Raw genomic sequence first — 19884 nt, 5'->3', positions numbered from 1 at the left:
CGTCCGCATCATCCGTCGGTACTCGACAGACGGCTCACGAAGACGTCGCCGGCACCGTTGTTCGACCCGCCTGTCGTGCTACCGAAGGTCAGGCCGGTGACCCACACGCCGCCGTCGGCGTCGCCGGTCAGGTACAGGTTTCCCTCGTCCCACTCGTCGGCGCCGTCGCGCTCGGCCGTCCCGAACTGATCAGAGTCCTCGATGCTTACCCGGCCCTTGGCGGCATGGCCCGCGGTGCCGAGCGTGTAGGTGAAGACGTCCCGCCCGCCGGCGCTGATACCGATGGCGCCGTCGGTGTGCCCGGCGACGACGAGCCGGCCGTCTGGCATCTCGACGACGCCGGCCGCCCGGTCATCACCGGCGCTTCCCGCTTGCACGCTCCAGCGCGTCCGCCCGTTGGGCCGCAGCTCCACGACGAACGCGTCCGTTCCGCCGGCGGACGTGCTCGCGAGCTCGCCGCCCGTGTGTCCGGCGGCGATCACACCACCGCCGGAACGTGTCAGAAGAGCGGACACCTGGTCGGTCTCCGCGGTCCCGAGCTGCCGGGTCCACTGCCGTTCCCCGTCGACGGAGAACTGAGCGACCCAGCCGTCCAGGCCGCCGCTCGACTCTCCGCCCGGCATCGACTGTGACGTGACGCCGCCTGCGTGCAGGGTCCCGGCGTCGTCCACCGCCAGCGCCAGCGTCTTGTCCTCGCCGGAGCCGCCGAACTGATGGGTCCACACGAGTTCGCCGTCGGGGGAGATGCGGGCGATCACCGCATCCTTGTCGCCGGCGCTGGGGGAGGCGGCCTCGCCACTGGTGTAGCCGCCGACGTAGAGACCTCCGTCGGGCGCGGGGGCCGTCGCGTAGATGCGGTCCGCTGCGTCCGGGTCGCCGAACTGCGTCACCCATTCCACGTCGCCGGACGCCGAGACGCGGGCAGCGTATGCGTCGTCGCGAGCGTTGCCCGGATGCTCGCCGTCCAGGTCGCCGCCGGTGTATCCGGCCACATAGACCGAACCGTCCGGACCCGGCTGCATGCCGTAGGCGCGGTCGTTCGCGGGCGTGCCCACCGACGTCGCCCAGGCGGGAGTCCCGTCGTCGGCGCGCCGGAGCACGACCGTGTCCAGGCGGCCGGAATGTGTCGTGCCGAAGATCTGATCGGCGGCGTTGATCGCGACGACCGGGCCGTCCGTGGTGTGGACCATGCCGCCGGCGCGATCATCCCCGCTGGTGCCGTACAGATCCCCGGCGAGCGGTTCCGGGTCGACGGTACGCAGGTAGCCGTCGAGGTCAATGATGCCCTCGCGGAAGGCGGGTCGCCAGACGTCCCAGTCGTGCCCACCGTCCAGGATCCGCAGCTCTGCCGTGATCCCACCAGTGCGTCGCACCTGGTTGTAGATGCGCGCGGTCTCGAAGTCGATGTCGTGCTCGGCCTCGGCGGGGTCGGGGTTGGCCCACTCGTCATCGCCGACGGCCAGGAAGAGATGCGTCGTCAGCTCCGGATCTATCGACGGCAGTAGCGCGGGGTAGCTGAGGGTGGCGTAACGGTCCTCGTCGAACAGGGCGTCGCCGACCCCGAAGGCTCCGTAGTGTCGGGCGGACGAGTCCGCGGGCGGCTGTGGCACGTAGACCGCTGGGCTCAGGACCATGCCGGCGCCGAAGACGTCCTGGTGTGCGAGGGCGTAGCGCAGAGCGCCGTAGCCGCCCATCGAGTAGCCGCCGACGGCGCGCGCGTCCCGGTCGGCGACGGTTCGGTACTCCTGGTCGATGTGGGCCACCAGGTCGGAGCTGAGGGCGGTCTCGACTGCGGCTCCCGCCGGGGCTTCGTCGCCGGTGTACGCGGAGTCCACGTACCAGTTGCCCCGGTCGCTCCACGGCGCGTCCGGCATGACAGCTATCAGCGGATCGATCGTCCCGTCGCTGATCAGTTCGTCGAGGTCGGCGGCGATACGTTGCCACGCGTCCATGGTGTCGCCACGGCCGTGCAACAGGTAGATGGTGGCATAGCTTTCGTCGCTCTGCTGGTATCCGGGCGGAAGATATGCGGCATAGTCCACGGCGACGCCGGCCTCGCCAGCCGGGGCGGTTCCGTTGACGACGGTTCCGGCGGCGGTGCCGTCGGGGCGACCGGTGGGTGCCGTGGCCGTGGCGACGTCGTCCGCCGCCGATGACGAGGCGTGCAGGGCGGAGAGCAGGATCGCGGCCGTGCCGATGCGGGCGAGCATGCCGGTGGTCCGGGTGCGCTGACGGGATGAGCTGGTGAACATCGGTGTTCTCCTCGATCCGGATGGCGGGGCATCGGGAGGGTGGAAACGTTTCCGAACGCGCCCTGGGGGATGGGCGTGCGGGTTCGGGCGACGATTCGGAAACGTTTCCGCAACCAGTCCACCGGGTAGGGCTGCCGACGGCTGGAAGTGGGACGTACTTCAGCACGAGGTGTCGGCCCATGTCAAGGGTGGCGGGGCGGCGAGGGCACGAGGGCGACGAGGCGGGCGGTAGGCGGCCGCCCGGATGACGGTTTGATGACGCCCGCTTGACAGCCGCGTGTCCGAGGCCGTCCAATGGGGGCACTCCCGGAAACGTTTCCTGCGGGAGTCGCGACGATACTCGGAAACGATTCCAGCCGTTCGGAGGTGTCCATGGCCGCGTCGTCCAGACCGACGATCCACGAGGTGGCGAAGGCTGCCGGTGTGTCGATCTCGTCAGTGTCGCGTGCCCTGAACGGCAACACGTCCAATCCGGAGATGGTCGCCCGGGTGAAGGCCGCGGTGAAGCAGGTCGGCTACGTACCCAGTGCCGTGGCGCAATCGCTGAAGACGCAGCAGACCGGCCAGGTCGCCTTCGCTATGGAAGACATCGGGAACGCCGCCTACCTGGCCATGGTCCGCGAGATCCAGCCCCTCCTCCGCGAGGACGGCTACCGATTGCTGCTGCATGCCACCGGGGCGGACGTTCAGGACGAGATCGAGGTGCTGGAGAGCCTGGCGCAGAAGTACGTCGACGGTCTGATCCTCTGCCCGATCCGGGTGACCGACCGGCATCTCGCCGCGTTGCGCTCGCCTGCCGTGCCCGTCGTCGTGATCGGGCAACTGCCGGAGGAGGCGGACGTCGACAACGTCCGCACCGATTCCCGGCAGGGGGCCCGGCTGGCCGTGGAACACCTGTACGCGGCCGGAGCGCGGCGGATCGCGTTCATCAACGGCCCCGCGGATACGGTGCCGGGACGGCTGCGGCACGCCGGATACCAGGACGGCCTGCACGCTTGCGGGCTTGAGGTGGACGACTCGTTGGTGGAGTTCGGGGGCTTCCAGGTGTCCGCGGGCCGGGAGGCGGCACAACGACTCCTGGCCCGGACCCAGCCGGACGCCGTGTTCGCGGCCAACGACCTCATCGCGCTCGGTGCGATGCACGCCATCCGGTCGGCAGGCCGCTCGATTCCGGAGGAGATCCAGGTGGTCGGCATGGACGACACCACGCTCGCCGAGACCAGCTTCCCTCCGCTCACCAGCGTCTCGCTGGGTTCCCGCGACCGTGGCCGGCTCGCCGCCGACATGCTCCTGGCCCGGCTGCACGGCGAGACCGGTCCGGCCCGGCGCGCCACGGTCGCGCCGTCGCTGACCGTCCGGGAGAGCACCAGGGAGGCCGCGGCATGAGCAAAGCGCGACCAAAGGCGACGACGAGCGTGCTCGCTGCACCGCGGGGACGGCCGAGGAAACCGCAACCCCGGCGGTCTCGGCGCAGATTCCTGGGACTGGACCGGGACGGCATGCTGCTGGCGGTTCCGGCGCTCATCCCGGTCGCCGTGTTCAGCCTCTACCCGTTGATGCGTGGCATCTACCTGGGTTTCACCGATGCGCAGGCAGGCCGGGCGACCGAGACGTCGTTCACCGCGTTCTCCAACTACGCCGACCTGCTCGACGACAGCTACTTCTGGGAATCCTTCCGGGTCGGCCTGATCTGGGCGTTCTCCGTCACCATTCTGCAGTTCGTCGCCAGCCTCGGGCTGGCCATGCTGCTGAACCAGAAGATCCGGTTGCGGTGGCTGGCGCGCACCCTGTCCCTCGTTCCGTGGGCGATGCCGCCCGTCGTCATCGGGATCATGTGGCGGCTGATCTACCACCCGAACGCGGGACTGCTGAACAGCGTGCTCATGGACCTGCGGATCATCGACAGCAACGTCGACTGGCTGTCCTCGTTCTCGCTGGCGCTGCCGGCCATCATCGTCGTCGGTGTCTGGACCGGCATGCCGCAGACCACGGTGGTCATCCTGGCCGGTCTGCAGAGTGTGTCGAAGGAGCTGCAGGAGGCGGCGTCGGTGGATGGCGCCGGGGCGTGGCAGCGGTTCCGTGCCGTCACGTGGCCGGCGATCGCGCCGGTGGTCACCGCGATCACCACGTTGGACTTCATCTGGAACTTCAACCAGTTCGGCCTGGTCTACGTCCTGACCGAGGGCGGACCCGGCGGCGCTACCCGGTTGCCGATGCTGTTCGCGTACGAGGAAGCGTTCCGGTACGGCAATTACGGCTACGCCGCCGCGCTCGGCAACGTGATGGTGCTGATCATCGCCGTCTTCGTCGCCTTCTACCTCCGGCAGCGGTTCAAGGAGGCGCAGAAGTAGATGGAACGCACCACGTCGTCCGCCGTCACTGGCCTGAAGTATCTGGCGCTCTGCGCCTACCTGGTCTTCCTCGCCTTCCCGTTGCTCTGGCTGCTGTCCACGGCGCTGAAGACGCCGCAGGAGATCGCGCAGATCAACCCGACGATCATCCCGAACGACATCACCTTCGCCAACTTCCGCGCCGCGTTCGACGAGCAGCCGATCGCCCGGTCCCTGGTGAACACCGCCTTCGTCGCGAGTGTGTCGGCGACGCTGACCGTCCTGCTGTCGATCCCGGCGGCCTACGTGATGGCGCGCTACCGGTCCGTGGTCAGCCGGGCGGTGATCGTCTGGGTGCTGCTCAGCCAGATCTTCCCGTGGGTGCTGGTGATCATCCCGCTGTTCCTGCTGCTGCGCGACGCCGGCCTGTATGACAGTCGCCTCGGACTGATCATCGTCTACGTCGTCTGGAGCATGCCGTTCGCGCTGTGGATGCTCCGCAGTTACGTCGCCAGCATCCCGTATGAGCTGGAAGAAGCCGCGGCGATGGACGGCGCCACCAAGGTGCGGGCGCTGCGCAGCGTCGTCGCCCCGCTGCTCGCGCCGGGCGTCGTCGCCGCCGGCCTGTTCGCCTTCGTGTCCGCATGGAACGAGTTCTTGTTCGCGCTGGTGCTGATCCGCGACCCGGATCTGCAGACCATCTCGCTGACGCTGGTGAAGTTCATCGGCGCCGAGGGGGTGGCGCGCCTCGGGCCGCTTGCCGCGGCGTCGCTGGTCGCGACGATTCCGAGCCTGATCTTCTTCGCCTTCATGCAACGGCGCCTGACCGGCGGGTTGCTCGGCGGAGCCGTCAAGTCGTGAGTTCAACCAAAGGAGGATGAGCATGACCATCAAGAGACGATGGAGCACGGTGGCCGCCGGCCTGACCGGTATCGCGCTGCTGCTGACCGCGTGTGGCGGCGACGATTCGGACGACTCGGACAGCTCCACCGAGTCGAACGGCGCCGAGGGCTCGGGCGGCGACGCCGCCGAGGAGCCAGCGGAGCCGGAAGAGCCGATCACGCTCGAATTCCAGACGCTCGCCTGGCAGACCGCCTCGATGGAGGCGAACGAGGAGATCGTCGACGCCTGGAACGACGAACACCCCAACATCCAGGTCGACCTGCTGCAGGGCGACTGGAACAACGTCAACGACCAGCTGCTCACCGCATTCGAGGGCGGCACCGCGCCGGACGTCTTCCACTACGAGTCGACCGTGCTGCAAGAGTTCGGCGACCGCGGAAACGTTCTCGACCTGTCCGGATATCTCTCCGACGAGATCCGCTCGGACATCCGCGAGGGTGCGTGGGACACGGTCACCTACGACGACGCCGTGTACGGCGTGCCGTTCCTGCAGGAATCGCAGGTGGTCTTCGCCAACGCCACAATCCTCGAGGACGCGGGGATCGAACTCCCCACCGTCGACGACCCGTGGACGTGGGACGAGTTCACGGAGGTGGCCGCGGAACTCACCACCGACGACCGGTACGGCGCGGTGTACCCGTTGAAGTCGCCGACCAACCGCATCCTCAACCTGTCCCGGAACTACGGCGCGGAGTTCTTCGAGGACCCCAGCGGCGAGGCCACCGCGGTCTTCGGTGACGCCGAGGCCGAGGTGCTCGGCCGGATCCACGACATGATCTACACCGACGAATCGGCCTCGCCGGACGGGTTGGGCATGTCGTCGACGGACGCGCTCCCGGCGTTCTTCGACGGCCAGTACGCGATGCTGCCGGGCGCGATCTGGCTGCGTCAACAGCTGATGGAGCAGGCGCCGGACGACTTCGAGTGGGTAACCCTGCCTGCGCTGGAAGGGGACAGCCAGCAGCAAGGAGCCGTCTCGCAGACCTTGTCGGTCTCCGCCGACACCGAGTACCCGGAGTACGCCGTCCAGTTCATCGAGTACTTCCTGAACGCGGAGAACCAGGTGAAGCTGGCCGCCGGTGACTGGCTGCTCCCCACCAGCCAGGAAGCCGCCGAGGCGCCCGAGCTCAACGACCCGGAGACGGGCTGGGATGTCGCCGTCGCCACCGCGGACGTGCTGGAGATCGCGCCGTTCCAGCTGGTGAAGGGGTTCGAGGAATGGAAGGCCAAGGTCTCCGAGCCGAGTCTGCAGCAGTTCTTCGCCGATGAGATCTCGCTGGACGAACTCGGCGCGAAGTTGACCGGTGAGGGCAACGACGTCCTGGAGCGGTACCGGCGGTGACTTCTTCCCTCGACCGTGCCCGCGGCTGCCTGGTGGGGCTGGCCATCGGTGACGCGATGGGCGCCCCGGCGGAGAACATGACCGCCGAGGCGATCGCACACCGCTGGGGCCGGGTGACCGGCTTCCTCACCGATGCGCGATCCGGCACCGACGACACCGAGTACGCTGCGTTCAGCGCGATCTTGCTCCTGGAGCATGGATCGGCGCTGACCAGCGATCATGTCGCCGACGCCTGGATCGAGCACCTCACCAGGCGCACCGAGGGCTTCCCCGGCGCCGGGTTCAGCGAGCTGGGCACGGTCGAGAACCTCCGCGCCGGGCTCCGGCCACCCGCCAGCGGCGAGCACCTGCATTCGTGGAGTGACGGTCTGGCCATGCGCTCGGCAGTGCACGGTGTCTTCGCCGCCGGCGATCCGGCCGAAGCGGCACGGCTGGCGGCGATCGACGGTGCCGTCAGCCACGCCGGTGAGGGAATCTACGCCGGCCAGGCCGTCGCTGCCGCTGTGGCCGCGGCCATGGCCGGCGCTGACGTCGATGACGTGGTGGCCGCGGCCGCGCGTACCGTCCCCGCCAACAGCTGGACCGCTCGCTCGATCCATCAGGCACGCGAGCACGCCGGCGACGCGGGTAGGTCCGGCCGGCCACTGGACGTCCCGGCGCTCCTCGACACCTTGGTCACCCGCCGCTACCCGTGGACCGACCTTGCGCCGGAGGCGGTCGGGATCGCCGTCGCCGCCTTCATCGCCGCCGGCGGCCGATTCGCCGATGCCGTCCCGCTTGCCGTGTCGATGGGACGGGACGCTGATACCACGGCCGCGATCTCCGGCGCGATGGCCGGCGCACTCGGCGGCTACGAGGCGATCCCGGCGGACTGGACCGACATCGGCCCGGTCACCGGCCGCTGCCTCGGCGACGTCGTGCGCGGCCTGCACCTTTCCGGCCTTGCTGAGCGACTGGCGGAGGCACGCGATGCCCGGTGAACACCACAATGCCCGGCACGACGAGCCGAACGGCGCGAGCTCGGCAGGCCGTCACGTGCAGGATGACCGAGCGGTCGGCGCGGTCGTCGGGCTCGCGATCGGTGACGCCGCCGGCTGGCCGGCGCGTCAGCACCGTTCGCATGCGCTGCCGGCTTGGACTCGGCGTCTCCGCCGCGAACTCGACACGTTCGCCGAGGAGCACAACGTCACTTCACTCCCGGTGCCCTTCGCCTTGAACCAGGACGTGACGCCACTCCGTTTCGGCCCCAGCGACGACGCCGAATGGGCCGCCTGGACCCTGACCTGGTTGAACACCGCGCGTCCGGCCGGCGGGCTCGGGCAGCGACCCGGGACAGGCGAGAGCGACTGGTCCCGTGAACGTGTCCACGCGATGTGGCTCAAGGCGGCCGAGTCCGATGGCGTTCCCCGCGGCCGGATCAGCGTGGCCACGGCCGTCGATGCGCTCCGCCGCGGCGTCCTGCCGCCACGCACAGGCCACGACAACCCGCATCACTTCGACGACGCCGCCGCTATCCGCGCGGTCGCGATCGGCGCGATGATCGGCGACCCCGACCCCGACCACGCCGCCGACGTCGCCGAGTGGGACGCCGAGGTCACGAACGCCGGCGACGGTGTGCTGGCTGCCCGCGCCATCGCCCGGACCATCGCGTCGCTCCCTGTGGACCCCATGCGCCCGCGTCGGGCGTTGCTGTCCGAACTGCCCGAGCACACGCTGATCGGGCGCACCACGCGTACCGCACTCGACGCGGTCACCACCACGTCGTCGCCCGCCGAGGCGATTCCCCTGCTCGACGACGTCGTCGACCGGGTCTACTCGTACGGGACCGCGGCCGCGCAGACCGTCGCCGTCGCCGCGGCACTCGCCGACGTCGCGCTCCGTGCCGGCACCCCGTCGATCGAGGCGGTGACGGCGGCAGCGTGCCTGTCGTCGCTGGCGGACAGTGCACCGGCTTTGACCGGCGCGCTGGTCGGCGCCGCACGAGGCGCGTCGTCGTTCCCGGACAGCTGGGTGCAGCGCTGCCGCACGCTGGTCGGGTGCTGCGCACCGTCGCTGGCGCGTGCCGACCTGCTAGAACTGGTGAAAGGGAGTATGGGTGAGCAATGAACCTGGGCTGACCAGCAGGGCCGTGGGGTGTCTCCTCGGGGCCGCGGTCGGCGATGCCCTGGGCGGAGCGACGGAGGGCTGGTCTCCGGCGCAGATCGTGGACCGGTGGGGCGGCTGGGTGGAGGGCATCGTCAGTCCGTACTACGCGGACTGGCAGACAGCTCGCCCGATTGCCCCGTACCACAAGGGCGACGGACACATCACCGACGACACCCTGATGACCCATCTGATGGTCGAGGTCTACGCCCAGGCGCGTGCTCATTTGACGGCGTATGACATGGCTCAGCGGTTCGTTCCGCTGATGCTCTCCGAACAGGTCTGGATCCCGGAGCTGGAGAAGGAGGCGCTGCCGCTGCAGCGCGTCTTCCTGGCCGAGAAGTACATGGCCTTGCGGCTGCACTGGGGGCATGCGGATCCGCGCGAGGCCGGTGTGGGCAACGCCGTGAACTGCGGCGCGGCGATGTACATCGCACCGGTCGGCATCGTCAACGCGGCCGATCCGGATGCCGCGTACGCCGAGGCGCTGGACGTGGCCGGGGCGCACCAGTCGTCGTACGGTCGGGAAGCGGCGGGGGTGATGGCCGCATGTGTGGCCGCGGCTGCGCGGCCCGGTGCGAGCGTCGACGACGTCATCGACGCGGCGTTACGACTGGCCAAGGACGGCACCCGAGGCGCGATCGAAGCGGTCACCGAGGCCGCGGCCGGAGTGTCGCATTGGGCGGAGGCCGTCGAGTCGGGTGTGTTGCGCGCGGCGATGCGACCGTTCGACACCGTGGGCGAGAACTACCGCGACCAGGGCCTCGGTGCCCGCCGGCCGAGCCGCCTGCACAGCATCGAGGAGTTGCCGATCGCGCTCGCGATGCTGGTCATCAGCAAGGGCGAGTGGCGCGACGCGGTGCTCGGCGGGGTCAACTACGGCCGGGACTCGGACTCGATCGCCTCCATGGCCGGAGCCATCGCCGGCACCCTGGGCGGGCGCGACGTCGTACCGACGGACCTGGCGAGCACGGTCAGCACGGCGAGCAGGACCGACCTGGTGGCGCCCGGAGTCCGGCTCGCCGAGGTGACCGCGGAGATCCGCGCTGCGGATCGGGCACGTCGGGACGCGGCGGACGCGGCGCTGCGGGAGCTGACCGAGCGATGAACCGGACGCCCGTAGCGCAGGAGGTGCCGGCACCGTGCGTCTGACCTGGGTGCAGCCGGAGGATCTGGTCGGACATGCGCTGCACCAGGCCCGCCAGGATCGCGTGGACGTGGATGACCTGCGGGAACAGTGGGTGGCGGCGGGTGGAGACCCGGCGCCGCTGCACTCCGGTGCCTCCGATGTGCCGGCGCCGGATCCGCTGCGCGCAACCGCCGTAAGGATCCTCGATGAGATCGATCAGCGGCCTTCACCGTTCGACACGGTGGAGCCGACCGGGCTGGCGGAGATCCGCGCGGTTGCGCCGGCGTGGGCACAGGCCACGGAGCCGTCCGGCGCCAGGCCCCGGTCGCCGTCGCCGTGGCCGTCGCCGTGGCCGTCGCCGTCGCCGTCCGACGAGCTCATCGATCGGGTGCACGGTGCGTGGCTCGGCCGGGCGGCGGGCTGCCTGCTCGGCAAGCCGGTGGAGAAGATTCCGCGGCGCGGCATCCGGGAGATCCTGGAGGCCACGGGGCGGTGGCCGCTGGCGGGCTGGTTCACGGCGGAGGGATTGCCGGACGACGTGGCGGCACGCCGGCCGTGGAACCGGCGCAGCGCGGTGACCAGCCTCGCCGAGAACATCGACGGCATGCCGGAAGACGACGATCTGAACTTCCCGATGCTGAACCTCTCGCTGCTCCAGGCGCACGGCGCGGGACTGGGCACCGAGGACGTGGCTGCGGCCTGGCTGGCGGAGCTTCCGGCCGGCCGGGTGTTCACCGCGGAGCGGGTCGCCTATCGCAACCTTCTGCTCGGCATCACGCCACCGCGGACGGCTCGGGTGCGCAACCCGTTCCGGGATTGGATCGGCGCGCAGATCCGGGGTGACGTGTTCGGCTGGGTCTATCCGGGCGATCCGGCGCGCGCCGCCGAACTGGCCTGGCACGACGCCGTGCTCAGCCACACCCGCAATGGCGTGTACGGCGAGATGTTCGTCGCCGCCGCCTGCGCCGCCTCTCTGGTGGCGGACTCGGTGGACGAGGTGCTCGACGCGGGGCTGTCAGTGATCCCGGCGTCGTCCCGGTACGCGGAGGCGGTACGGTTCGCGCGTGCGCTACCGGGCGAGTACCCGGATTTCGAGGACGGCATGGACGCGGTCGAGCGGCGGTACGGGGACCTGCACTGGGTACACGTGCTGAACAATGCCGCATTGACGGTGGCTGCCCTGGTGTACGCGGGGCAGACCCCGCCGTCGGTGACCGGCGATCGGTTCAGCCGCGCGATCACCCTGGTGGTGAGCGGCGGCTGGGACACGGACTCCAACGGCGCCACCGTGGGTTCGGTGCTGGGCGGGCTGCTGGGAGCGTCGTCGTTGCCGGAGTACTGGATCGCGCCGCTGCGCAACCGGGTGTCGTCCACGCTCAGCGGCTTCGACGGCATCGGGTTCGACGAGCTGGCGCGGCGCACGCTTGCCGTGGCCCGAGACATGTGAGGTCCGGCGCAATGTGCGAGATGTGGCGTGCCTCGTGGGCTCAGGTAACGCTTGGAGCGGCATCCGGGCCCGCAAGCGTTACCTGAGCCCACGACGTACCGCCGGTGGCTGGGCGAATGAGAAGTGAAGGAGACGTGAGGCGGAGATGAGCGGCGAGACGCCGAGCGAGCGGAGTGGCCGGCTCCCGGGTTGGGTTGGCGGAGATCGGGCGGAGCCGTCCGCGGAGCGGGCGAGAAGTCGAGCGCGACCAGGGGAGTTGAGCGGCGAGACGCCGAGGAGAACGGGGATCGCGGTCCTCGGCAGCGCCAACATGGACCTGGTGGTGACCACGGAGCGCGCGCCGGAGCGGGGTGAGACCGTGACCGGCCAGACATTCCGCACCATCCCGGGCGGCAAGGGCGCCAATCAGGCGCTCGCAGCGGCCCGGGCCGGAGGATCGGTGCGGTTCCTGGGCGCCGTCGGCGACGACGAGTTCGGCCGGCAGATCCGTACGGTGCTCGGCGGCGACGGCGTCGACACCGGCGGCCTGATCAGCGCCGACGAGCCGACCGGCACCGCACACATCGTCGTCGACGGCGACGGCGACAACTCCATCGTGGTGGTGCCCGGCGCCAACGGCACCGTGACCGCGTTGACCGACGCGCACCGGACCGCGATCGAGTCCGTCGGGACGCTGCTGCTCCAGCTTGAGCTGCCGCTGAGCGTCGTCGCCGAGGCTGCCGCGTTCGCCCGCTCGGTGGGGGTGCGGACGGTACTGACCCCTGCCCCGGCGGTTCCGCTTCCGGATGAACTGCTCGGGGAGATCGACCTGCTGGTCCCGAACGAGCACGAGGCCGCGATCCTGACCGGTGGCCACGGCGCGGGCGCTCGCGGTGGAGGTCGCGGTCGCGTGGCCGCGCACGCACCGGCACCGCCCCCGGCACCGGCGCCGACGCCAGGGACGGGTGCGGGTACGGGCGACGACGTCACGGACGACTCGTGGTCGCTGGCCAGGCAGTTGGCGAAGCGGTCGCGCGCGGTGACCGTGACGCTGGGCTCGCGCGGCGCGATCCACCTGGCCGAAGGTGCCGCGCCGGTACACGTCCCTGCGTTCGCCGTCGATGCCGTGGACAGCACCGCCGCTGGTGACACGTTTGTCGGTGTGCTCGCCGTGGGGCTGGCCGAAGACCTCCCGATCGACGACGCGCTGCGCCGGGCGTCGGCGGCGGCCGCCATCTCGGTCCAGCGGTTCGGCGCGTCGTCGTCGATGCCGACCCGCGCGGAGATCGACAGCTTTCTGCTGGACCGAACCCGGTGAGGACACGCGCCATGCTCAACCCGTACGTGCCCCGGCCCATCGACATGTACACCACGGTGCCGCTGGACCCGGCGGCGGACCTCTCGGTATTGGACGAGGCGAAGATCCTCGCCGCGCCTGACGACCCAGCGGACTGGCCGGCGTGGCGGGAACAGCTGGCGCGCTGGCGCGCCGAGGCCCGCCGGCGCGTCGGCTACAACGGCTCCCGATACGACGACGAGCCGGCGGACGCGTTCGTGGTCTGCCTGACCTGGCTGTGGGACGAATTGCTGTACGACCACGACCGCGGCGCGTTCACCGTCGACGCGTTCCTGGCCGCGGCCGAGCGCGACTTCGGCGGATTCGACGGCGTCGTGCTCTGGCATGCGTACCCGAACCAGGGGATCGACGACCGCGACCAGTTCGACTACTACACGGACGTGCCGGAGCTGGCGGACGTGGTGACAGCGTTCCGCGAGCACGACGTCCGGGTGTACCTGGCCTACTATCCGTGGGAGGAAAGCGAGCCGGAACGGGTGGCGGACCTGGTGGCGAGCACCGGCGCGGACGGCGTCTTCCTGGACAGCTCCAAGGAAGGCAGCGTCCACGTCCGCACGGCCCTGGACGCGGTGCGGCCCGGCCTGACGATGGAAGGCGAGTCGCGGCTGCCGCTGGCCCGCGTGCACGACCACGCGATGTCCTGGGCGCAGTGGTTCGCGGACTCGCCGGTGCCGGGGGTGCTCCGGGCCAAGTGGTTCGAGCGGCGGCACATCCTGCACCACACCCGCCGCTGGCATCGCAGCCACCTCGAAGAGTTGCATTCCGCCTGGCTGAACGGCTCCGGGATGCTGGTGTGGGAGAACGTCTTCGGCGTCTGGGTCGGTTGGAGCGAACGGGACCGGTCGGTGCTGCGGGCGATGCGACGCGTCCAGGCCACGCACCGGGCCTGGCTGCAGAGCGAGCACTGGACGCCGCTGGCCGACCATCCCGGCGGCGACGTGCCGGTGTACGCCTCCCGGTGGGAGCATCGAGGTGTGGTGCTGTGGACGGTGGTCAACACCGGTGGTGACTACGACGGGCCCTGGCTGGCGGCCGAGGTGCCGGGCGATGCCGGTTTCGCAGAGCTGGCCACCGGCGCGGCCCTGACCGTCTCGGCGGACGCGGGCGGGCGGACCGTCGTCGGTGGACGGTTGCCGGCCGGCGGGATCGCCGCGGTCATCACCGGCGACGTGGGGATCGGCGCGGCGCCGCGCGGGAGCGAGATGTCGCTGGCCGATGACGTGTCGTTCCCCGCCCGGGCGGCCGTGCGGACGTCGGTGCCGCGCGCGACCTGGACCGCGCCGACCGTCCCGGACGGCATGGAGCGCGTGCCGTCCGGCCGGTACGAGCTGGTCGTGCACCACCGGGTACGGGAGACCGGCGTGTACGGCGAGGCTCCGTACGTCGACGAGTGGAAGCCGCTGCCGCCCCGGCTGCATCACACCGGCACTCTGCACCGCGTCGTCACCATCGGCGACGTCGCGATCGGACGGCGTGAGGTGACGAACGCCGAGTTCGCGGCGTTCGTCCGTGCCACCGGGTACCGGCCGGTGCGCGCCGAGCGGTTCCTCTCGCATTTCGTGGACGGCGCACCGCCCGCAGGGCGGGAGGATGAGCCGGTGACACACGTCGAGCTGGACGACGCGCGTGCGTACGCCCGTTGGGCCGGGCTGCGGCTACCCACCGAGGACGAGTGGCAGGTGGCCGGCGAGGCCGGACTGCTGCAGCGTGGAAGCCCGGCCGTGTGGAACCTCACCGAAAGCGAGCACACCGACGGCCGGACGCGTTTTCTCATCCTCAAGGGTGGGTCCGGCTGGCGAGCGGACGGGTCGGACTGGTATTTCGACGGCGGGGTGCGGGCGCCGGACTTCTCCGTGAAGTACCTGCGCTGCGGCGCCGGCCTGGACCGCTCGCCGTCGGTCGGTTTCCGCTGCGCCGTCGACCTAGCGAGAGGAGATCAGCGATGACGGGCGAGCCAGCCTCGCGAGGGCCACTCGAAGGGCTATGCATCGTCGACGCGTCGACCCTGTTCGCCGGTCCGCTGACCGCGATGCACCTGGGTGACATGGGCGCGGACGTGGTGAAGGTGGAGCACCCGCGCCGCCCCGACCCGGCGCGCGGCCACGGCGCCGCCAAAGACGGGCACAACCTGTGGTCCAAGACGCTCGGCCGGAACAAACGGTCGATGACCCTGGACCTGTCCTCATCGGGAGGGCAAGAGGTGTTCCGCCGGTTGGCCGCGGGTGCCGACGTCGTCATTGAGAACTTCCGCCCGGACACGCTGGAACGCTGGGATCTGGGATATGACCGGCTGAGTGCGGAGAACCCGGGTCTGGTATTGGCCCGTCTCACCGGCTTCGGGCAGATCGGGCCGTACCGTCGTCGTCCAGGTTTCGGCACCCTGGCCGAAGCGATGAGTGGATTCGCCGCCATGACCGGGGAACCGGACGGGCCGCCCACCCTGCCGCCGTTCGGGCTGGCCGACGGGATCGCCTCGCTGGCCGCGGCGTATGCGGTGATGACGGCACTGCATGCGCGGCAGACGACCGGGCGCGGGCAGGTGGTGGATCTGGCCATCGTGGAGCCGATCCTGGCGATGCTGGGTCCGCAGCTGACCCAGTGGGATCAACTCGGAACGGTGCAGCCGCGGACCGGGAACCGCTCGGTGAACAACGCGCCGCGCAACACCTACCAATGCGCGGACGGCCGCTGGGTGGCCGTCTCGACCAGTTCGCAGAACATCGCCGAGCGGGTGATGCGGCTGGTCGGCCGGCCGGACGTGGTCGACGAGCCGTGGTTCGCCACCGGCACCGGGCGGGTGGCACACGCTGACGAGCTCGATGCCGCGGTCGCGGCGTGGGTGGCGGCGCGCACCCGGGACGAGGTGGTGGCCGAGTTCGAGAAGGCCGAGGCAGCCGTCGCCCCGATTTACGACGCGTCCGACATCGCCGCCGATGCGCAGTTCGAGGCGCTCGGCACCGTGCTCCGCGTCGACGACCCGGACCTAGGCGAGGTGGCCATGCAGAACGTGCTCTTCCGGCTGTCCGACACGCCGGGCCGGGTCCGGTTCGCCGGCCGAGGTCACGGCGCGGACACCGACGACGTGCTGGCGGAACTCGGCTACGACGAGGTGGATGTCCGTGCGCTACGCGAGTCCGGTGTCGTCTGAGCGAGGCGGGCGAGCTTGTCCGGGTTGGCGATCCAGTACACCTCGGCGACCTTGCCGTCGGCGAGTTCGACCGACATCACTGTGATCGGCTTGCCGTCCGACCAGGCGATGGCGCCGGGCATGCCGTTGATGGTCTCGTAGGTCACGACCATGCCTTCCGGTATGCGCGTGGCGGCGCCGCCCAGGAACCGTGCCACCTTGTCGGCCGTGTGGACCGGCTGAGGTATGCCCCGGACCTTGCCGTCGGTGTCGACAGTGATGGTGACGTCGGGTGCCAGCAGCCTGAGCAACTCCGCCACGTCGCCGCTGGTGGTGGCGGTCATGAACTGCTCGATGACGGTACGGTGGCGGGCCGGGTCGGCGTCGTAGCGGGCGCGTCGTTCGGCGACGTGGGCGCGGGACCGGCGCGCCAGCTGCCGGACGGCTTCCTCGGAGCGATCCAGGATCGTCGCGATGTCGGCGAACGGCAGGTCGAAGGCTTCGCGCAGGACGAAGACGGCCCGCTCCAACGGTGACAGCGTCTCGAGGACGACCAAGAGGCCGAACGACGCGGTGTCACGGCGCTCGGCCTCGTGGGCTGGGTCGGCGTCGACCGCATCCCGGACCGCGCCCCCGGTCACCTGTCCCTGGACGGGCTCCGGCAGCCAGGGGCCGACGTAGTTCTCCCGCCGTACCCGGGCGCTGCGCAGGTGGTCGAGCGCCAGCCTGGTCACGATCTGAATAAGGTAGGCACGGTGATCTTCGACGTCGACCTGCCGGCGCATCGCCGAATGCCAGCGCAGCCAGGCGTCTTGAACGACGTCCTCGGCGTCGGCGAGGCTGCCGAGGATGCGGTAGGCGACACCGATCAACGTTGCCCGGTGTTGGGAGAAGACGTCGTCAGACATGGGTGACCGGCCTCCCGGGCGTCGTCGGTACCTTCGTCTTCCGCCACGGCAGGATCGGACCGGGGCGACGGAATACCCACGTCCCGCTGTTGAGCACGATGTCCTTGTACCACACCGCCGCACGACCGGTCAGGATCCTCCGTCGCGGCGACTCGTCGTTCTGGTGAACGAACTGGATCACCGCATCCCGCCGGCCCAGGCTGATGCACTGGTGGATGTAGCGGAAGCCGAAGGCCTTCGGGTCGCGTCCGGTGAGCGCGGCCATGACGGCGCCAGGGGCATACAGGCCGAGGAAGCCGCCGGTGCGGCACCCGTAGGCGATCGCGTCGCCCCATGGGCCGCGGGCAGCCGCGGCGTCGCCGATGACGTAGACCTCCGGGTGCGATACCGAGCGCAGCGTCTGGTCGACCAGCGCCCGCCCACGCTCGTCGACGGCGAGCCCGGCATCCGCGGCGAGCGGGGAGACCCGGAATCCGCCTGCCCACAGGCAAAGATCGAACGGGATCCCGGATCCGTCGCCGAGGCGGACGACCCCGTCCTCGACGGCGGTGATCTCGCGGTCGGCGAGCACCTCGACGCCGAGCCGGTCGAACGCGGCCTCGACGTGTGCGCGGGCCCGGTCGGACAACCAACCGCCGGGACGACCCCGCGAGACCAGTCGCACTGTGAGCTGCGGGTACCGCTCGGCGAACTCGGTGGCGGCTTCGATGCCGGTCAGCCCGCCCCCACAGACGATGACGGTGCCCCGGTCAAGGTCCGCGAGCTTGCCGGCGATGCGTGCGGCGTCGGCCGGATCGAGGGTGTGCGCGTACTCCTCGATGCCCGGAACCGTCGTGGTGTCGATGCTGGTTCCCAGCGCGTAGACGAGCGTGTCGTACTGCAGTGAGGTCGTTCCGCCGGTGGTGGCGATGTCGACCCGCCGGTTGTCCAGATCGATCTCGTGTATCCAGCCGACGGTGAGGTTCACGGGCGCGCGACCGAACGGTTCCGCGAGGGAGCGTTCCCGGATGTGCTGGCCGGTGGCGACCTGATGCAGGCGCGGCCGCTGGACGAAATGGTCCCGTGCGTTGACCAGGTGCACCCTGGCGGTGTCGGGATGCAGCCGCTTGGCCAGCCCGGTGGCGGCGGACATCCCGGCGTAGCCGGCGCCGAGGACGACGACACGGTGGCGAGTGCTGCGTGTGGTGGTGTTCATGTGGGCCTCCGTAGCGGTATGGGCGTACACGACGGGGACGAGGCAGCCACTGAGTTCCGTTACATCGGGTCCGGAGCCGGTGCTCACCGGCCCGTGTACGTGCGAGAAGCTGTATGTATGAGCATCGTGTTGACGCAGCTGTACGTGCCGGGGGACCGGCCGGACCGGGCGCGCAAGGCGTTGTCCGGCGACGCCGACGTGGTGATCCTGGATCTGGAGGATGCCGTGGCGGCGCCGCACAAGGAGTCGGCACGAGCCGGTATCGGTGCACTGATCGACGAGTACCCCCAGCGGCCCGTCCAGGTTCGGGTCAACGCGCCGGGCACGTCGTGGGGGCGCGATGACCTGGCCATGGTGGCCGGGCTGCCGCCGCACGTGGAGGTACGGCTGCCGATGGTCACGTCGCCGGACGACGTCGCGGTGGCGGTCGGCGTCGTCGGGGAGCGCCCGGTGCACGCGTTGCTGGAGACCGCGTCCGGCATCGAGGCGGCGGCCGCGATCGCCAGGGCTCCCGGCGTCGCGTCGTTGGGACTGGGTGAGGCTGACCTGGCGTCGGACCTGGGTGTGACCGACGACGCCGCGCTGATGTGGTGCCGGCAACGCGTGGTGGTAGCTGCCCGGGCTGCCGGGCTTCCGGCCCCTGCTGCGGCCGTGTATACGAACGTCCATGATCTGGACGGGCTGGCGGAGTCCACCCGGCAGGCACGTCGGTGGGGGTTCGTCGGGCGAGCGGCGATCCACCCGCGGCAGCTGCCGATCATCGAGGCGGCGTTCGCTCCAGACCCGGACGAGGTGGAGCGGGCCCGCGAAGTGATCGCGAGTGTCGACGGTGCGCAGGCTCGCGGCGACGGCACCTCGGTGCTGCCGGACGGCAGTTTCCTCGACCTGGCCATGGTCGAGCAGGCCCGGCATGTGCTCGCGTTGGACGAGCGGACGCGTACGCGTACGCGTCAGTGAGCAGGATGGCTGCGCAGCACCGCGCCGCGCCTACTGGGCCGCGACCTTGATGTGCCAGAGCGGCGGGTAGGTCACCGACACCATCGACACCTCTTCCTCCGCCCGGACGCGTGCCCGCGCGCGCAGCGGCAAGTGGACGACCTCACCCGCGCGGACCCGGATCGTCTCGTCGTCCGTGTCGATGGCGAGCGTCCCGTCCCTCACGATGTGCACCTCGTCGTACGGGAAGAAGTGGTCACCCGCCACATCCCGGCCCACCTGCTCGAACCGGACGCTCAACTCGAACTCGGGGTCATCGACGACGGCGGTGGAGAAGTAGTCGATGTCGGCCACCCGTTCCAGCGGCTGGTCGTCGAACCTGCGCACCAGCGCCGATCCGGACGGACGAGTGGCCGATGCCTCGCCCGCCGACGGTCCGGCGCCCGTCGCCTGATGGGTCGTTCGCCAAGCCGGTGGGAAACACACATAGGCTGCCTCGGTGCGTCCCACGGCACGACCTTGCATGTGCGCACCAGCAGGACCGTAGACGAGGTCGCCGGTCCGTGCCGTCACGGTCTCGTCGTCGATGTCGAACGTCAGTGCGCCGGCGATCGGGACGATGACCAGGTCGTAGGGGAATGCGTCGGCGATCGTCGCTCCGTCGTCGCCACGCAGGAAGCCCACCGAGAGTAAGCCGTCGCGGGCGTCGTCCACCACGTCCTGCAGGTAGAACCGTGTATCGCGCAGCCGTTCCCACGGTCCCGATTCAACCGAGCCCAGCAGCCGGATGCGCGGCCCGTTCTCGCTCATGGTCGTCCCCACCTCTTCCTATCCACG

The 19884-nt window shown here is 70.4% G+C and carries 16 protein-coding genes; 12 read left to right on the top strand and 4 right to left on the bottom strand.

All coding sequences use genetic code 11. The annotated features are described in order from the left end of the window. Window positions 1-8: 8 nt before the first annotated feature. Entirely contained in the window at window positions 9-2252 is a 2244-nt protein-coding gene (locus G1H10_RS12370) for an alpha/beta hydrolase-fold protein (protein ID WP_163737647.1), read from the bottom strand. A gap of 372 nt (window positions 2253-2624) precedes the next feature. Between G1H10_RS12370 and G1H10_RS12365 the strand changes: the two genes are divergently transcribed. From G1H10_RS12365 to G1H10_RS12315, 11 genes are all read left to right on the top strand, one after another. Beyond that, on the top strand, window positions 2625-3638 hold the full coding sequence (locus G1H10_RS12365; protein WP_163737645.1) for a LacI family DNA-binding transcriptional regulator: 1014 nt from the start codon (window positions 2625-2627) through the stop codon (window positions 3636-3638). Continuing rightward, the gene (locus tag G1H10_RS12360) at window positions 3635-4603 is read left to right on the top strand and encodes a carbohydrate ABC transporter permease (RefSeq protein ID WP_163737641.1); all 969 of its coding nucleotides are present in this window, start codon (window positions 3635-3637) and stop codon (window positions 4601-4603) included. Before G1H10_RS12365 ends, G1H10_RS12360 begins: the two co-directional genes overlap by 4 nt. Then, entirely contained in the window at window positions 4604-5443 is an 840-nt protein-coding gene (locus G1H10_RS12355) for a carbohydrate ABC transporter permease (protein WP_163737638.1), read from the top strand. Window positions 5444-5465: 22 nt separating this feature from the next. Continuing rightward, window positions 5466-6827, top strand: coding sequence for an ABC transporter substrate-binding protein (locus tag G1H10_RS12350; RefSeq protein ID WP_163737636.1), 1362 nt, complete (start codon window positions 5466-5468; stop codon window positions 6825-6827). Then, complete coding sequence (locus G1H10_RS12345; protein ID WP_216853196.1) at window positions 6824-7807, top strand: ADP-ribosylglycohydrolase family protein; 984 nt, start codon at window positions 6824-6826, stop codon at window positions 7805-7807. The genes G1H10_RS12350 and G1H10_RS12345 overlap by 4 nt, the downstream gene beginning before the upstream one ends. After that, window positions 7797-8933, top strand: coding sequence for an ADP-ribosylglycohydrolase family protein (locus G1H10_RS12340; protein WP_163737632.1), 1137 nt, complete (start codon window positions 7797-7799; stop codon window positions 8931-8933). Before G1H10_RS12345 ends, G1H10_RS12340 begins: the two co-directional genes overlap by 11 nt. Next, window positions 8923-10077 carry an ADP-ribosylglycohydrolase family protein gene (locus G1H10_RS12335; RefSeq protein WP_163737629.1) on the top strand — a complete coding sequence of 385 codons (1155 nt, stop codon included), beginning with the start codon at window positions 8923-8925 and terminating at the stop codon, window positions 10075-10077. Before G1H10_RS12340 ends, G1H10_RS12335 begins: the two co-directional genes overlap by 11 nt. Before the next feature lie 34 nt (window positions 10078-10111). Continuing rightward, window positions 10112-11545, top strand: a complete 1434-nt coding sequence (locus G1H10_RS12330) for an ADP-ribosylglycohydrolase family protein (protein ID WP_163737626.1) — start codon at window positions 10112-10114, stop codon at window positions 11543-11545. A gap of 145 nt (window positions 11546-11690) precedes the next feature. Beyond that, the gene (locus G1H10_RS12325; protein ID WP_163737622.1) at window positions 11691-12842 is read left to right on the top strand and encodes a ribokinase; all 1152 of its coding nucleotides are present in this window, start codon (window positions 11691-11693) and stop codon (window positions 12840-12842) included. 11 nt (window positions 12843-12853) lie between these two features. Continuing rightward, window positions 12854-14827 carry a formylglycine-generating enzyme family protein gene (locus tag G1H10_RS12320; protein ID WP_163737945.1) on the top strand — a complete coding sequence of 658 codons (1974 nt, stop codon included), beginning with the start codon at window positions 12854-12856 and terminating at the stop codon, window positions 14825-14827. Further along, window positions 14824-16029: a CaiB/BaiF CoA transferase family protein gene (locus G1H10_RS12315; RefSeq protein WP_163737619.1), complete on the top strand. Its 1206-nt coding sequence runs from the start codon at window positions 14824-14826 to the stop codon at window positions 16027-16029. Before G1H10_RS12320 ends, G1H10_RS12315 begins: the two co-directional genes overlap by 4 nt. On the opposite strand, the gene sigJ is transcribed toward G1H10_RS12315, so the two are convergent. Both sigJ and G1H10_RS12305 read right to left on the bottom strand, forming a co-directional pair. Beyond that, window positions 15981-16916 (bottom strand): RNA polymerase sigma factor SigJ, encoded by a 936-nt coding sequence (gene sigJ, locus G1H10_RS12310; RefSeq protein ID WP_163737617.1) that lies wholly within the window; start codon window positions 16914-16916, stop codon window positions 15981-15983. The two genes, G1H10_RS12315 and sigJ, sit on opposite strands and share 49 nt — an antisense overlap. Further along, on the bottom strand, window positions 16909-18111 hold the full coding sequence (locus G1H10_RS12305; protein ID WP_163737613.1) for an NAD(P)/FAD-dependent oxidoreductase: 1203 nt from the start codon (window positions 18109-18111) through the stop codon (window positions 16909-16911). The genes sigJ and G1H10_RS12305 overlap by 8 nt, the downstream gene beginning before the upstream one ends. Before the next feature lie 117 nt (window positions 18112-18228). Between G1H10_RS12305 and G1H10_RS12300 the strand changes: the two genes are divergently transcribed. Further along, complete coding sequence (locus G1H10_RS12300; protein WP_163737610.1) at window positions 18229-19068, top strand: HpcH/HpaI aldolase/citrate lyase family protein; 840 nt, start codon at window positions 18229-18231, stop codon at window positions 19066-19068. 30 nt (window positions 19069-19098) lie between these two features. Here G1H10_RS12300 and G1H10_RS12295 read toward each other — a convergent pair whose 3' ends face one another. Continuing rightward, the gene (locus G1H10_RS12295) at window positions 19099-19857 is read right to left on the bottom strand and encodes a EutQ-related cupin domain-containing protein (protein WP_163737607.1); all 759 of its coding nucleotides are present in this window, start codon (window positions 19855-19857) and stop codon (window positions 19099-19101) included. Between the last annotated feature and the right edge of the window lie 27 nt (window positions 19858-19884).

This window comes from Phytoactinopolyspora halotolerans (genome assembly GCF_010550675.1).
GTDB classification, from domain to species: domain Bacteria; phylum Actinomycetota; class Actinomycetes; order Jiangellales; family Jiangellaceae; genus Phytoactinopolyspora; species Phytoactinopolyspora halotolerans.
The sequence above is the reverse complement of the archived record's forward strand: the minus strand, read 5'-3'. Positions and strand labels throughout refer to the sequence as shown.

Bases quoted from the DNA above. Each gene is read 5' to 3' on its own strand.
- G1H10_RS12370 (WP_163737647.1), bottom strand. From the start codon at position 2,252: ATGTTCACCAGCTCATCCCGTCAGCGCACCCGGACCACCGGCATGCTC.
- G1H10_RS12365 (WP_163737645.1), top strand. From the start codon at position 2,625: ATGGCCGCGTCGTCCAGACCGACGATCCACGAGGTGGCGAAGGCTGCC.
- G1H10_RS12360 (WP_163737641.1), top strand. From the start codon at position 3,635: ATGAGCAAAGCGCGACCAAAGGCGACGACGAGCGTGCTCGCTGCACCG.
- G1H10_RS12355 (WP_163737638.1), top strand. From the start codon at position 4,604: ATGGAACGCACCACGTCGTCCGCCGTCACTGGCCTGAAGTATCTGGCG.
- G1H10_RS12350 (WP_163737636.1), top strand. From the start codon at position 5,466: ATGACCATCAAGAGACGATGGAGCACGGTGGCCGCCGGCCTGACCGGT.
- G1H10_RS12340 (WP_163737632.1), top strand. From the start codon at position 7,797: ATGCCCGGTGAACACCACAATGCCCGGCACGACGAGCCGAACGGCGCG.
- G1H10_RS12325 (WP_163737622.1), top strand. From the start codon at position 11,691: ATGAGCGGCGAGACGCCGAGCGAGCGGAGTGGCCGGCTCCCGGGTTGG.
- G1H10_RS12320 (WP_163737945.1), top strand. From the start codon at position 12,854: ATGCTCAACCCGTACGTGCCCCGGCCCATCGACATGTACACCACGGTG.
- G1H10_RS12315 (WP_163737619.1), top strand. From the start codon at position 14,824: ATGACGGGCGAGCCAGCCTCGCGAGGGCCACTCGAAGGGCTATGCATC.
- sigJ (WP_163737617.1), bottom strand. From the start codon at position 16,916: ATGTCTGACGACGTCTTCTCCCAACACCGGGCAACGTTGATCGGTGTC.
- G1H10_RS12305 (WP_163737613.1), bottom strand. From the start codon at position 18,111: ATGAACACCACCACACGCAGCACTCGCCACCGTGTCGTCGTCCTCGGC.
- G1H10_RS12300 (WP_163737610.1), top strand. From the start codon at position 18,229: ATGAGCATCGTGTTGACGCAGCTGTACGTGCCGGGGGACCGGCCGGAC.
- G1H10_RS12295 (WP_163737607.1), bottom strand. From the start codon at position 19,857: ATGAGCGAGAACGGGCCGCGCATCCGGCTGCTGGGCTCGGTTGAATCG.